The sequence below is a fragment of the Undibacterium sp. SXout7W genome, assembly GCF_049339385.1.
Classification (GTDB): domain Bacteria; phylum Pseudomonadota; class Gammaproteobacteria; order Burkholderiales; family Burkholderiaceae_D; genus Undibacterium.
Genome location: NZ_JBMPPF010000004.1, coordinates 49302 through 64114 on the forward strand (window position 1 = coordinate 49302; position 14813 = coordinate 64114).

The window sequence follows — 14813 nt, forward strand, 5'->3', positions numbered from 1 at the left end:
TAAACATATAAATACAAACCACCTGGCAGGTTTCAGGCGTGATGGAGAGATGATGAAAAACGCGTTTATTTGCGATGCAGTACGTACCCCGTTTGGCCGTTATGGGGGGGCTTTATCCGGTGTCAGAACAGATGATCTGGCGGCGTTGCCGATCAAGGCGCTGATCAGTCGTCATCCGTCCTTGGATTGGAGCAGGGTGGATGATGTGATCTATGGCTGCGCGAATCAGGCGGGTGAAGACAATCGGAATGTTGCCCGTATGGCGAGCTTGTTAGCGGGTTTGCCGGTGGAAGTGCCGGGCAGCACGATTAACCGTTTATGCGGTTCCAGTCTGGATGCTCTGGGTGTGGCAGCGAATGCATTGAAGAGCGGCAGTTGCGATCTGATGATCGCCGGCGGCGTAGAAAGCATGTCCCGTGCGCCCTTCGTGATGGGCAAAGCAGACAGCGCTTTTTCCCGCGCAGCAAAAATAGAAGATACGACGATCGGCTGGCGCTTTATTAATCCTTTAATGAAATCCTTACATGGCGTTGACTCGATGCCAGAAACAGCTGAAAACGTCGCCGTGGAGTTTGGCATTTCACGCGCCGATCAGGATCAGTTTGCGTTATCGAGCCAGTTACGTACATTACGCGCGCAGAAAGAGGGCGTGTTTCACGATGAAATTATTCCGGTTACATTGCCGCAACGTAAAGGTGATCCTGTCGTGTTCAGTCAGGACGAGCATCCACGCGTGACCAGTCTGGAAGCCTTGGCAAAACTGAAAGGGGTCGTGCGCGCCGATGGCTCCGTGACTGCGGGTAATGCTTCGGGCGTGAATGATGGCTCGTGTGCGTTGTTGCTGGCTTCGGATACTGGCATTGCGCAATTTGGGCTCACGCCTAAAGCACGCATCGTTGCAGTGGCGGCTGCCGGTGTGGCACCGCGCATCATGGGTTTTGGCCCGGCACCGGCAATTCGTAAAGTGCTGGCGAAAGCAAATCTGACGCTGAATCAGATGGATGTGATCGAGCTCAATGAAGCCTTTGCCGCGCAGGCGCTGGCGGTGATGCGTGATCTCGGCTTGCCGGATGATGCGGCACACGTCAATCCTAACGGCGGCGCCATCGCATTGGGTCATCCATTGGGTGCGTCTGGTGCACGCTTGGTGACAACGGCGATGTATCAGCTGCATCGTACTCAGGGACGCTACGCCTTGTGCAGCATGTGCATCGGCGTCGGGCAGGGAATTGCGATGATTATTGAGCGTGTCTGACCTGACTTTTTGTATCTCTATTTACGCTGTCATCTGAACATATGCCGTCATTGCATACCTAAACTAAAGGAATCATATGCCTATCGCTCACATCAACGGTACGGATCTATTTTATGTTGCCGAGGGAAATCCGGAACACCCTGCCATTGTATTTTCTAATTCGCTTGGTACTGACCATCGCATGTGGCAAGCCCAGGCACAGGTATTGAGCAAAGAATTTTATGTGATTCGCTACGATACTCGTGGTCATGGTCAATCCGCCAGCCCCTCCGGTCCTTATCAGTTATCGCAACTGGGGCAGGATGTGCTTGCCTTGCTGGATTTTCTGGGTATTCAGAAAGCATATTTTTGTGGTTTGTCGATGGGAGGCGTAACCGGACAATGGTTGGGTATACATGCAGGACAGCGTCTGCATAAACTGGTGATTGCGAATACGGCTGCCAGAGTCGGTACCAGCGATGGCTGGCTGAGCAGGGCTGCTACCGTGCGTGCGGACGGTCTGGATAGTATTGCTGATACGGCGGCTGCTCGATGGTTTACACCGGCATTTATCAAGGCTTGCCCGGAGAAGGTTGCTGTACTCTCAGAACATTTGCGTCATGAGAGTCGCGAAGGTTATGCCAGCTGTTGCGAAGCACTGGCAGAAGCAGATTTGCGTGAGCAGATTTCCAGAATACAGATTCCAACCCTGATTATTGCGGCGCAGGATGATCTTGTAACGACAGAAGCTGACGCACGTTTTATGCAGCAACAAATAGCAGGCTCACATATTGTGCTGTTTTCTGCTTCGCATATTTCCAATATCGAAGATGAACAATCCTTTACTCAGGCTTTGTCAACATTCTTAACCGCCTGATTACCGTTCAGGCTACCTAAGAAATAATTAAAAAAACAACCGCCATGTTGATCATGGCGGTGGGTTTTCTGCACTTTAAAAAAAATTAAATAAACGATGTACACACAAGGAGACACAAATGATGAAACAAACGGATGTTCACAAACTGATAGACGAAGCGAAGTTCACACGCTTCCATTGGACACTGCTGTTCTGGTGCGCACTGGTTATCATTTTTGATGGTTATGATCTGGTGATTTATGGTGTGGTGTTGCCAAAACTCATGGCTGAGTGGTCTTTATCGCCTTTGCAGGCGGGGGCTTTGGGAAGTTATGCCTTATTCGGAATGATGTTTGGAGCAATGTTCTTTGGACCTTTGTCAGACAAGATCGGCCGTAAAAAAGTGATCGCAATTTGCGTCACACTATTTAGTTTATTTACTTTTATTAACGGCTTTGCCAGCAATGTCATGGAGTTCGGTGTTTGTCGCTTTATCGCAGGCTTGGGTATCGGTGGTGTGATGCCGAATGTGGTTGCCCTGATGACTGAATATTCTCCTAAAAAAATCCGGAGCCTGTTGGTGACGATTATGTTCAGTGGCTATTCGGTGGGCGGCATGATGTCTGCTGGTTTGGGTATCTGGCTGATACCTTCATATGGTTGGTCTGCAGTATTTTTTGTCGCGATTATTCCGTTTCTGTTATTGCCGTTGATTTTATATTTCTTACCGGATTCTCCAGCATTCTTGCTGCGCTCCAATGGTAACGAGAAAATGGGCAAGTTACTGCAACGTATTGAGCCTTCTTACCTCGCAGAGCCAAACGCACAATATACGTATGCAACAGGAAACACATCAGCGCAGGCACCTTTGCTGGCCTTGTTTAAAGATGGTCGCATGATGACTACATTCATGTTCTGGCTCTCTTTTTTCATGTGCCTGTTAATGGTCTATGCGCTGGGTTCATGGCTGCCAAAATTGATGAACAAAGCGGGCTATCCTTTGGGTTCTAGTCTGATGTTCCTGATGGTACTGAACATCGGCGCGATCTTTGGTGCGATTGGCGGTGGTTGGTTGGCAGATAAGTTCCCACCTCGTCGTATTTTAGGAATTTTCTTCGTGATTGCCGCATGCTCAATCAGTTTGTTGGGAATCAAAAGTAATACATTGATATTGAACTTGCTTGTCGCTATTGCCGGCGCCACAACCATTGGTTCACAAATTTTGCTATACGCTTATGTGGCTCAATACTACCCATTGCGTATCCGTTCTACCGGTATTGGCTGGGCATCCGGCGTGGGACGTAGTGGCGCTATTCTCGGGCCGATTCTGGGTGGTTCTTTGTTGAGTATGAATTTGCCGCTAGAGTTTAATTTTTATGTATTTGCCATTCCAGGAGCCATTGCTTGCATCGCGATCTCTTTGTCTGGGCGCGGCGGTCATATTCAGGTGGCACAAACGGCTCCCGCATAATCAGGTGAAAATAAGCAGACCAAAATAAAGAGAGTGAAAAACAGAGTGAAATAAGCAGAGCGAAATGATTTGCCAGATAATATATATATCTTGTCAGCAATAAAATAGATTGAATTTACGCTCTGTCTGGCTTATAACTTATGCTGAAAGACGTGATGGGATAGGCATTACACATCATGTCTTTCCTATTGATCATACTAAAAATGAGGAGACCAAATTGAAACTATCAACATTCGTCGGTGCATCTTTTACGTTGCTAGTAGCAACAAGTTCTGTTCATGCTGTGACTTCGTATAAAGAATTTGCTGTGGCGCTGGCACAAAAAGCGGTCTCACATGTGAAGAAAAATGGAATAGAAACCGCTTGCAAGGATTTTGCTGATCCTGGTGCGGGGTTTATTCAGGGAGAACTGTACGTCTTTGTACAAGATATGCAGGCAAAAATGATTTGCCATGGAACCAACGCAAAATTGAATGGCAAGGACTTATCCAGTCTCAAAGATGTTGATGGTAAATTTTTCTCTAAAGACATGGCAACCTTAGCCAAGATCAAAGGAAGCGGTTGGATCGAGTATCAGTGGGTCAATCCTGTGACCAAAGTAATCGAACCTAAGGCATCGTATGTAGAAAAAGTGGATGACAATACATGGCTGGGTGTAGGCATTTATCGTAAATAATGAAATTTTGAAATATGACGATGACTATGGCCATCTTTGACATATGGTTATAGCCTTCATTGAAATTCTGGTAAAACTATCTATACGTACTGACAGCCGTTGATCGGTGCTGACAGGTGCATAACAAACATGTAAAGCCGTATGTGAATTAAAAAAAAAGGGCAGATTCTTTGCGGAATATGCCCTTTTTTAACAAGAAAACTTGTCGATAAAATATATGATTTTTTACGTCACTCCGCATCCAGAGATTTTTGATGCGCGACATCATCCAGAATGCTGAACAGGGTTTTTCTGTCGATGGGTTTGGTCAGATAGCCATCCATTCCTGCTTGCATTGCTTCTTTTTGTTCTTCAGCCATTGCCGATGCCGTCAGTGCATAAATAGGCGTATGTTTTGCGTGCCTGCGTTGATTTTCTAAACGCCGGATCATCTGTGTTGCATCCATGCCTCCCATGACAGGCATTTGCATATCCATCAAAATCATATCGAAGTGATGCGTTTCCCAATTGTCTACCGCTTCCCGTCCATTGGTTGCTAAAATTACATCGTGACCTTTGCGTCCCAGTAAATTGAGAATCAGTGTCTGGTTAACCAGATTATCTTCTGCCACCAGAATATGTAATCTGGATTCCGCATTGTCGTATTCCATCGGCCTTGTCGGTGCATTGAGCGTTGGCGCTTTTACCTCTTGCAGCGGCAGGCATATACGGAATACGCTGCCTTGATGCAGTTTGCTGTCGAGGCTAATGGTCCCGCCCATCAGTTGAATCAACCGTCTGGAAATTGTGAGACCCAATCCTGTTCCCCCAAAACGTCGTGTGGTAGACGCATCTTGTTGAGAGAATGCATTAAATACATTTGCCTGATCAGTTTCTGGAATACCGATGCCGGTGTCCGACACGGTAATGCATAGTTCAGGTGTACCTATGGCGGATTTGCCTTTTTTCGCAACAACAGTCACTGTGCCTTTGTCTGTGAATTTGATGGCGTTGTTGATCAGATTGTTTAATACCTGACGTATGCGTACGGGGTCACCAGAGATGAATTCAGGGATTTTTTCATCAATATTCAGTATCAATTCCAGTGATTTTTTGTGTGCTGCAAATTCGAAAGGTTTGACCACTTCGTTCATCAAGCCTGAAAAATGAATACTGATATTTTCTATATCAATTTTTTCGGCTTCGATTTTACTGAAGTCGAGGATGTCATTGATAATCACCAGTAGACTATCAGCCGAAGAACGAGCCAGAGTAAGGAATTCTTTTTGGTCGCGATCGAGTTCGCTATCCAGTGTCAGATCCAACATGCCAATAATGCCATTCATCGGTGTTCTGATTTCATGGCTCATATTGGCCAGAAAGGCACTTTTTGCACGGTTGGCTGCTTCTGCAGCGTCTTTTGCGCGCAGCAGTTCAAGGCGCGATAATTCTCCTTCATTCACCAAGCGTTCTATGGTGTTGATGATGATGGCAATATCTTGTTCTTCGATGGCATTATCGTGACTCTCCGGCAACAGATGTACCAAAATACCTTTTAGAGAGATCAGCGTGTTTTCGCGTTTGTTCAGTTCGGTGCGCAGTTGCGTCGCTGAATCCTGCAATGCTAATAAGGTCTGCCGGACTTCGAGTGGAGCACTGTCGATCAGATATTGATTTTCGGTATCTCTGCCGTCAATTCTGCCTATTTCAAGCACGTTGCTGTGTTGCAGACTTCCCAGCCAACGTTTTAACGGAAACCAGATGAGTAAAAGACCGCCGGCCAGACTCGCAATCGCCAGTCCCAGTGCGGCCTTGAGAACTTGCCACATTCTGTCGGCAATTGTAATTGCATCAAAACTGAGTCTTAGTACACCATAATCTTTACCACCCACTTTGATGATGCGGTTAACGTCATATAGTTTCAGTGCAATCCGGTCTATCAGCCATTTTGGAATGTCTGCGCTTCTGATGATATTGGTGTCATGGCTCGTGACAATACCAGGCTCCAGCGGAATAAATTTGGCTGTCGATAAATTGGCACTGACTACAATCGCATCAAGGGTACGTTTGATGGTGTCATAGTCACCAATCACCGCACTATCGGCAACTACTCGTGAGCTGACTTCCAGCATCGCTTCGGCAGAATCCTGTGCGTCGGCAATTTCCTGAGTAAAGCGGGTTTCATAAAACAACAGACCTCCGATGCACATGAAGGCAATCCAAGTCACTGAATATAGGGCATAGATACGCAATACCAAAGAGCGAGGTAACAGGTATCTCAACATGCGCATAAATTCTCCAGAATACGTTTCTTATGGGTTATCTTAAACTTGGTGGTGCAATCTGATAAAACTTGCGGTAGCTTGCATATTCGCTTCCATCGGATGGAATGAAGTAAGCGTTACCTGTCAGCCCCACTTTGAGTGACGCCTGATGCAGTACTTCTTTTCCACGAGGATCAGTGCGCATGCTGAAAAATGCGGCAGAAATTGCTTTCAAGTCTGCTGGGGTGACTTTTGGCGAAGCCATCAGCGCCAGATCGTAGTAAGGCTCAGAGGTCCAGAGTATGCGTAGTTTTCTCTTTTCGCGGACCGAATATGCTTCTATCAGCTGCGAATTGCCACCAACAGCTTTGACTTTTCCGGCAAATAATTGCGCCAGGGCTGCATTTTGATTGCCTCCATAAACGACATTCACATTCACTCCCTTGTTCAGTAGCTGCGCCATTGGCACTTTGTAAGCGATATGTGCTTCTGGCCCTGGAAAAGCGACATCCTGGCCTTGTAACTGGGCGATATCCGTGATGCTGGAATCAGCTGGTACAACAATTTGGCCGTGAACCGGTGGGAGTTCGCGTCTGCCAAAGACTTTCCAGCCCAATTTTTCGCGTTCGGGACTGAACAAATGATTGGTGAAAGCAATTTCTACTTCTTTTGCGATAACAAAACTGGTCGTGTCGGCGGATGTCCTGCCAATTTTTAAATTCAGCTTGACGCCACTTTTTTCTGAAACATAGTCAATAATCGGATTCCAGTAAGCTGCTGTCAGATTAATATCATATTGATTGACTGGCGAAAACTGGTAGGTATTTGACTCGGCAACAGCAGGCATCGTGCTGAATACGCTAGCAATCAGTGTGATAGCGACAGAGAGAGCGTGAATAGCGCGAGAGCGTAGAATGCTGAATGTCATCTGAACCTCGTGAATGAACTTTGTACGAATGATTATATATCTATGGTGTCGGCCCGCATTGAGGGCCGAGCTTTCTTTTTGTTTAGCCTCAAGATGCAAGACGATGGGATGATTATCATACTCATGAAAGTAATAAGTATATGATTGTAGATGGGGTATTGCTCCCACAGCAATTTTTCAATGTGAGAGATTGTTACGTTGCATATTTTTTGTCCTGTGCAGGTCAACATCAGGCAGACTGCTGCGTTGAAGTACTAAGTTCATTTTTCTGGAGTATGTAATGCGACAATATTCAATCCTGGCTGTGGTAATAGCTGCTGGCTTAATGACAGCTTGCGCGACGCAGCGCTATCCTAATCAATACCCTAACCAATATCCGGGACAGTATCCCGCGCAAGGGCAGTCAAATTATCCTAACCAGTATCCATCGCAGTATCCCGGGCAATATCAAAATCAATATCCTAATCAATATCAGGGACAATATCAGAACAATTATGTAGAAACTGTGGTGATTGTTGGTATGCGTGAAGTCGCAGGTGCCGGTAACAACGGTTCTGGCGCAGGCGCGGTCGTCGGAGCGTTATTGGGTGGCGTGGTAGGACATCAGGTTGGTAAAGGCACAGGGCGTGATCTGGCAACCATAGGCGGTGCAATCGCTGGTGGGTTAGTGGGGAATGAAGTTGAGCGCAATTCAGCGCCGAAAAACAAAACAGAACTCACAGTGCGTATGCAAAATGGTGAGCAGCGCACCTTGCTGGTTGATAGTGGAAGTTATTATCGTATGGGCGACCAGATACGTGTTGGTTTCCAGCAAGGACAATTGGTATTGGTGCCCTGAGTATTGGTTCTGTGAGGAGCCATGATTTGCCTGCTTCAGCCGTTATACAATAGCCGCATACTTATTTCATGCGGCATCTGTTATGCAGATGCGTTCAGATTTTTACCTTACACATCATATGGCTGAAAAAAAACCTATGTTGAGCGTCGTTGAGGCGCTCAATTTTTTATTGTCAGCAGTGCGTCCCGTTACTGCTTTTGAAATCATTCCTACCTTGCAGGCGAATGGGCGCTGGTTGGCTCAGGCGCAATCATCGTTGTTGCATGTACCGCCGATGGATAATACGCAGATGGATGGCTATGCAGTGCGCGCTGCTGATTGTCGTAGCACCGGAGCGCGTCTCAGGGTTGCGCAGCGTATTCCTGCAGGTCACGTAGGACAACCTCTGGAGGCGGGGACTGCGGCACGCATTTTTACAGGGGCGATGATACCACCCGGCGCAGATGCCGTTGTCATGCAGGAGCAATGTCGGGTAGACGGTGATGAGGTGACGATTGATCACGTACCTGCCGAAGGCGAGTGGATTCGACGTCAGGGCGAAGATATTCAGGCAGGTTCTGTGATTTTGGATGCTGGTACCCGTTTACGAGGGCAGGAATTAGGTTTGGCGGCGTCTGTGGGACTGGCAACTTTGCCGATATTGCGCAAACTTCGTGTAGCGGTGTTTTTTACCGGTGATGAATTGACGATGCCGGGTGAAGCATTAAAGCCCGGCGCTATTTATAATTCCAATCGCTTTACGTTGACAGGTCTGTTGCAGGATATGGGCTGTGAAATTACCGATTACGGTATTGTTCCCGACAGTTTGCAGGCTACGCGGGATACGCTGAGGCTGGCAGGGCAGAACCATGATCTGATTATTACTTCGGGTGGTGTGTCGGTAGGGGAAGAAGACCATATCAAGCCTGCAGTGGAGGCGGAAGGGCGTTTGAATATGTGGCAAATTGCCATGAAACCAGGTAAGCCCCTTGCTTTTGGTGAAGTAGGAAACGCCTATTTTTTTGGATTGCCAGGCAATCCTGTATCCAGTTTTATTACTTTCTTATTATTTGTCCGCCCATTTTTATTGCGTCTGCAAGGTGTTTCTAAAGTCGCTCCTGAAGTATTTGAGGTTCGTGCTGACTTCGCATGGAGCAAGCCAGACCGGCGCAATGAGTTCTTGCGCGTGCGTTTGAACGAACGAGGCGGGCTCGATCTGTTTCCAAACCAGAGTTCCGGTGTATTGACGTCGACCGTTTGGGGTGATGGCGTGGTAGATGTTGCACCTGGGCAGACGATACAGGCAGGTGAGTTGGTTCGTTTTATTCCTTTTAGTGGTTTGATGGCATGATGAATATTCAATTACGTTTTTTTGCCAGTGTGCGTGAAAAACTGGGTGTGACGGAGCTGATAGTATCCGTTCCTGAGCAAATTCAGACTGTAGGCGCTTTGCGTCAGTGGTTGACCGGGCGCGGCGAAGTATGGGCTGAAGTGCTGGCGGAAGGACGTGCTCTGCGTACGGCATGTCAGCAACAAATGTGTGATGCAGATACCCAACTCCGGGAAGGTGTGGAAGTCGCATTTTTCCCCCCGGTTACCGGAGGATAAGTCATGGCGATCCGTGTACAGACAGAGGACTTTGATGTCGGCGTGGAAGTAACAACGATGCGTCTGAGCGACCCTGCTATCGGTGCTGTCGTTAGCTTTGTTGGTCAGGTCCGAGATATCAATGATGGACAGAGCATCAGTGGAATGGAGCTGGAGCACTATCCTGGTATGACTGAGCATGCACTGGAAGATATTGTGCATCAAGCCACTGAGCGCTGGGCTTTACAGAATACATTGGTCATTCATCGTGTCGGCCCTCTTTTGCCATTGGATCAAATTGTACTGGTAGCGGTTGCGTCTCGTCATCGCGGAGATGCATTTGCTGCCTGTGAGTTCATCATGGACTATCTGAAGACGCAGGCACCTTTTTGGAAAAAAGAGCAAACACCGGAAGGTGCTCGCTGGGTAGATGCGCGTGAAGCAGACGATGTGGCCTTACAAAAATGGGGTATTCATCATAGTAATGCACTTACCTCTCGGATTGTCTGAGCTGCGTCTGCTATTGGTGATGATGTGGCGTGTTCATGGTTGGCATGCCAGCCCGCTTGGTTATGGATGTTGGGGTTAGGGCTTGGTAGGTAGTCGTGCCATCAAGTTTAAAGAGCAGACGCTTATCTGCCACTGCCATCAACTTCTTCACTTTCTTGTTTTTCAATTAATTTCTCAATCATTTAACCATGCAGGCATCTCGTCGATGACTATGAACATGAATTCATTATTTCCCGCTATTGAACCGTATCGTAGTGGAATGTTGGAGGTAGACGATCTCCACACTTTGTATTGGGAAGAGTCTGGCAATCCTGAGGGACAGCCTGTTCTGTTTCTGCATGGCGGCCCTGGCGGCGGAACCTCTCCTTTACATCGTCGGTTTTTTGATCCGGCGCATTATCGCATCGTACTATTTGATCAGCGTGGCGCCGGTAAGTCGACGCCGTTAGGTGAATATCGTCAGAACACGACACAATTGCTGATCGACGATATAGAAAAAATTCGTACTATGTTGGCAATCGATCAATGGTTGGTCTTTGGCGGGTCCTGGGGATCAACGCTGGCGCTGGCCTACGGACAGGCCTTTCCCGAACATTGTCTTGGGTTTGTGTTGCGCGGAATTTTTTTGTGTACAAAGTCTGAGGTTGAGTGGTTCGTTAACGGCATGAAATGGTTTTATCCTGAAGTGCATCAACGTTTTGCCGAAGGTGTGCCAGAAGCAGAGCGTGGAAACTTGTTACAAGCCTATGTAAAACGATTATTTTGTGATGATCCGGCAATCTATACCGAGGCAGCCCGTCACTGGAGTCGCTATGAGGGTTCTTGTCTTTTTCTGAAGCCTCAGGCTGACGCAATAGAAAACTTTGAATCTGATACCGTCAGTCTGGGAATTGGCAGGCTGGAAGCGCACTACATGCTGAATGGTGCTTTCATGGAAGAAGATCAACTGATCAGTAACATCGGTAAAATCCGTCATTTGCCTGCTGTCATCGTGCAAGGGCGCTACGATGTGATCTGTCCGCCGGTGTCCGCCTATCGTTTGCATCAGGCGTGGCCAGAAGCCGCATTCCATATGGTTGGTGATGCAGGCCATGCAGCGATGGAGCCAGGGATTGCTAGTTGTTTGGTAGAGGCCACAGAGCAGTTTAAGCAATTGCGTTGCTTCAATTGATTACTGAGTAATTACTGATTGATTGTCGAATAGTGACTATGTCACTCTTAGGATTGATTTCAGTACTCAGCGCTGATTAATTCAGCAAATGTGCCGGGACAGATTCTTGTTTAGTTCCCGGCATTTCCAGCATAAATCCCCAATCAGCTTTTTCAACAGCATCCTGAAACAGTTTGCAAAAACTGTGCACAACGTTTTGTGCCATACCTACTTCAAATCCTTTGCCATTACTGAGCGCAAATTCAATCGTCATTGGTTGATTCGTACTAAAATGAAATTGAATATTGTTTGGCAATAGTGGCGCTTCTCCCATTGGCCAACTGAGTGCTTTCGTATCGTAGTGGGCATTGAATCCTCCCGCTTCTTTAACTTTGGAAAGAGACGCTTCATGCTCCATCTGCAGAATATCTGCGCTGGCGTGCGCTGCTTCTGGTTTATTCAGGCTGACTTGTTTTGCCAATGCTTCCAGTATGGCGGGCCAGAACATCAATGCCAGCCGTCGTGTAAACCAGACTTTAATTTCTTGTTTTGCATCATTGTTGTTGGGTTCGGCAAAAGAGAACTTGACCAGCAAACGGTCTTCATAATCCTGGTATGAAATTTGTATTTGATGTAAATCCATGGTTGTTTTGATATAACGCAAACTAATTGTCATCAGCGTTTTTTATATTCTTGAAATCAATCTCGTTGCCCCAAATTGAATACGTAATTAAACATTCAGGAGTAAGACATGCGTCTCGATAAACTGACTACCAAATTGCAGGAAGCTCTGGCGGATGCTCAAAGTCAAGCAGTCGGCAATGATAACCAATACATAGAACCTGTGCACGTTTTGTTGGCCTTGATTCATCAGGAGGATGGCAGTAGCCGTTCATTGTTGCAACGTGCAGGTGTCAACGTTAATGCGTTGCTCAATGGTCTGAAAAGCGCCTTAGACCGCTTGCCTAAAGTCAGCGGCACTGATGGCCAAGTCCAGATTGGACGTGAATTAACGGGCTTGCTCAATCTGGCCGACAAAGAGTCGCAGAAACGTGGCGACCAGTTCCTTGCCAGCGAAATGATCCTGCTGGCGTTGACGGACGATAAGTCTGAAGCAGGTAAGCTTGCGCGTGAAAATGGTTTGACACGCAAAGCCTTGGAAGCCGCTATTTCTGCTGTGCGTGGTGGTGGTAACGTGGACTCTCAGGATGCAGAAGGACAACGTGAGGCACTGAAAAAATATACGCTGGACCTGACGGAACGTGCACGTTTGGGTAAGCTTGATCCCGTAATCGGTCGCGATGATGAAATTCGCCGTGCTATACAGGTATTGCAGCGTCGTAGTAAAAACAATCCGGTACTGATTGGTGAGCCTGGCGTTGGTAAAACAGCGATTGTTGAGGGATTGGCACAACGTATCGTCAATGGCGAGGTGCCAGATAGTCTGAAATCCAAACGTGTATTGTCGCTGGATATGGCGGCGTTACTGGCGGGAGCCAAGTTCCGGGGCGAGTTTGAAGAGCGCCTGAAGGCTGTTCTGAAGGAAATCGCGATGGATGAAGGTCAAACCATCGTATTCATCGATGAGTTGCACACGATGGTCGGTGCAGGTAAAGCCGAAGGCGCAATGGATGCCGGTAATATGCTCAAGCCAGCGTTGGCACGCGGCGAGTTGCATTGCGTTGGAGCCACTACACTGGATGAGTACCGCAAATACATCGAGAAAGATGCTGCACTGGAGCGTCGCTTCCAGAAAATTATCGTCGATGAACCTAGTGTGGAAGCAACGATTGCAATTTTGCGCGGCTTGCAGGAAAAATACGAAGTGCATCACGGCGTCGATATCACGGATCCTGCGATTGTCGCAGCGGCCGAGCTATCGCATCGCTATATCACTGACCGGTTTTTGCCCGACAAGGCAATTGATCTGATTGATGAAGCTGCGGCGAAAATTAAAATTGAAATCGACTCTAAGCCAGAGGTGATGGATAAATTAGACAGGCGCCTGATCCAGTTGAAAATCGAGCGCGAAGCAGTTAAGCGCGAGAAAGATGAGGCATCACACAAGCGCTTGGGACTGATTGAGGAGGAAATCGAAAAACTGTCACGTGAATACGCCGATCTGGAAGAAATTTGGAAGGCAGAAAAGGCGACTGTTCAGGGAAGCACCCATATCAAAGAGGAAATCGAAAAAATTCGCCTGCAAATGGAGGATGCCAAACGTAAAGGCGACTGGCAGACGATGTCTCAGTTACAGTACGGTCGCTTGCCCGAACTTGAAGCGCAGCTAAAGCAAGCCGATGCTGCTTCCGCCGAACAAGAAGGTGCACCTAAAAATAAACTGTTGCGCACGCAGGTAGGCGCTGAAGAAATTGCAGAGATTGTATCTCGTGCAACGGGTATCCCGGTCTCCAGAATGATGCAGGGCGAGCGCGAGAAGTTGTTGCACATGGAAGAGGCATTGCATGAGCGTGTGGTAGGACAACACGAGGCGATCGTTGCCGTGTCCGATGCGATCCGTCGTTCGCGGGCGGGTTTGGGGGACCCTGGTCGTCCTTATGGCTCCTTCCTGTTTTTGGGACCAACCGGTGTGGGTAAAACCGAATTGTGCAAAGCCCTTGCTGGCTTTATGTTCGATACAGAAGAGTCACTGATTCGTATCGACATGAGTGAATTTATGGAAAAACACAGTGTGGCCCGCCTGATTGGTGCGCCTCCGGGTTATGTTGGCTATGAAGAAGGCGGATATCTGACAGAAGCCGTGCGCCGCAAACCGTATAGTGTGATCTTGCTTGATGAGGTGGAGAAAGCGCATCACGACGTGTTTAACGTATTACTGCAAGTGCTGGACGATGGCCGCATGACGGATGGTCAGGGGCGTACTGTTGATTTTAAAAATACCGTGATTGTCATGACTTCCAATCTTGGTTCACATCAGATTCAGGCAATGGAGGGTAGTGATCCGAGTGTGATCAAGATGGCAGTGATGGGGGAAGTCAAAACGCATTTCCGTCCTGAGTTTATCAATCGTATTGACGAGATCGTTGTGTTCCATGCGCTGGATGCCAAAAACATTGGTGCAATTGCGAAGATACAGCTTAAAACGCTGGAGCAACGTTTGCAGCAAATGGATATGGGCTTGCAGGTCAGTGATGCAGCATTGCTGAAAATTGCAGAAGCGGGTTTTGATCCTGTCTACGGTGCGCGCCCCTTGAAACGGGCTATTCAGCAAGAGATAGAAAACGTGTTGTCCAAGCAAATTTTGCAAGGTAGATTCGGACCGAAAGACACGATCGTGATTGATGCAAAAGACGGAGCGCTTGTGTTTGATAAGGTTTAAC

Annotated in this window: 13 protein-coding genes; 10 read left to right on the forward strand and 3 right to left on the reverse strand. The window is 47.6% G+C overall.

The genetic code is table 11. The features are described 5' to 3' along the window. The first annotated feature begins 52 nt into the window (after positions 1-52). From pcaF to ACO0LB_RS05500, 4 genes are all read left to right on the forward strand, one after another. Positions 53-1255, forward strand: coding sequence for a 3-oxoadipyl-CoA thiolase (pcaF, locus tag ACO0LB_RS05485; protein WP_423047294.1), 1203 nt, complete (start codon positions 53-55; stop codon positions 1253-1255). A 76-nt stretch (positions 1256-1331) separates the two neighbouring features. After that, positions 1332-2111, forward strand: coding sequence for a 3-oxoadipate enol-lactonase (pcaD, locus tag ACO0LB_RS05490; protein WP_423047296.1), 780 nt, complete (start codon positions 1332-1334; stop codon positions 2109-2111). Between the two features lie 118 nt (positions 2112-2229). Further along, a complete protein-coding gene (locus ACO0LB_RS05495) occupies positions 2230-3561 on the forward strand; it encodes an MFS transporter (RefSeq protein WP_423047298.1) in 1332 nt (443 codons plus the stop codon). A gap of 109 nt (positions 3562-3670) precedes the next feature. Continuing rightward, complete coding sequence (locus ACO0LB_RS05500; protein WP_423047300.1) at positions 3671-4237, forward strand: cache domain-containing protein; 567 nt, start codon at positions 3671-3673, stop codon at positions 4235-4237. Positions 4238-4467: 230 nt separating this feature from the next. Here the strand turns inward: ACO0LB_RS05500 and ACO0LB_RS05505 are convergent, their stop codons facing one another. Next, entirely contained in the window at positions 4468-6507 is a 2040-nt protein-coding gene (locus tag ACO0LB_RS05505) for an ATP-binding protein (RefSeq protein WP_423047302.1), read from the reverse strand. A gap of 28 nt (positions 6508-6535) precedes the next feature. Beyond that, positions 6536-7408 carry a phosphate/phosphite/phosphonate ABC transporter substrate-binding protein gene (locus ACO0LB_RS05510; RefSeq protein WP_423047304.1) on the reverse strand — a complete coding sequence of 291 codons (873 nt, stop codon included), beginning with the start codon at positions 7406-7408 and terminating at the stop codon, positions 6536-6538. Positions 7409-7688: 280 nt separating this feature from the next. Between ACO0LB_RS05510 and ACO0LB_RS05515 the strand changes: the two genes are divergently transcribed. From ACO0LB_RS05515 to pip, 5 genes are all read left to right on the forward strand, one after another. Further along, positions 7689-8246, forward strand: coding sequence for a glycine zipper 2TM domain-containing protein (locus tag ACO0LB_RS05515; RefSeq protein WP_423047306.1), 558 nt, complete (start codon positions 7689-7691; stop codon positions 8244-8246). A gap of 118 nt (positions 8247-8364) precedes the next feature. Further along, positions 8365-9576, forward strand: a complete 1212-nt coding sequence (glp, locus tag ACO0LB_RS05520) for a gephyrin-like molybdotransferase Glp (protein WP_423047308.1) — start codon at positions 8365-8367, stop codon at positions 9574-9576. Continuing rightward, complete coding sequence (gene moaD / locus ACO0LB_RS05525) at positions 9576-9833, forward strand: molybdopterin converting factor subunit 1 (RefSeq protein ID WP_423047672.1); 258 nt, start codon at positions 9576-9578, stop codon at positions 9831-9833. The genes glp and moaD overlap by 1 nt, the downstream gene beginning before the upstream one ends. A 3-nt stretch (positions 9834-9836) precedes the next feature. Then, on the forward strand, positions 9837-10322 hold the full coding sequence (gene moaE, locus ACO0LB_RS05530) for a molybdopterin synthase catalytic subunit MoaE (RefSeq protein ID WP_423047310.1): 486 nt from the start codon (positions 9837-9839) through the stop codon (positions 10320-10322). A 217-nt stretch (positions 10323-10539) separates the two neighbouring features. Continuing rightward, positions 10540-11493 carry a prolyl aminopeptidase gene (gene pip, locus ACO0LB_RS05535; protein ID WP_423047312.1) on the forward strand — a complete coding sequence of 318 codons (954 nt, stop codon included), beginning with the start codon at positions 10540-10542 and terminating at the stop codon, positions 11491-11493. Positions 11494-11569: 76 nt separating this feature from the next. Here pip and ACO0LB_RS05540 read toward each other — a convergent pair whose 3' ends face one another. Then, on the reverse strand, positions 11570-12115 hold the full coding sequence (locus tag ACO0LB_RS05540; protein ID WP_423047314.1) for a hypothetical protein: 546 nt from the start codon (positions 12113-12115) through the stop codon (positions 11570-11572). A gap of 108 nt (positions 12116-12223) precedes the next feature. On the opposite strand from ACO0LB_RS05540, the gene clpB reads away from it, so the two are divergent. Continuing rightward, positions 12224-14812 carry an ATP-dependent chaperone ClpB gene (gene clpB, locus ACO0LB_RS05545; RefSeq protein ID WP_423047316.1) on the forward strand — a complete coding sequence of 863 codons (2589 nt, stop codon included), beginning with the start codon at positions 12224-12226 and terminating at the stop codon, positions 14810-14812. Position 14813: the final 1 nt, after the last annotated feature.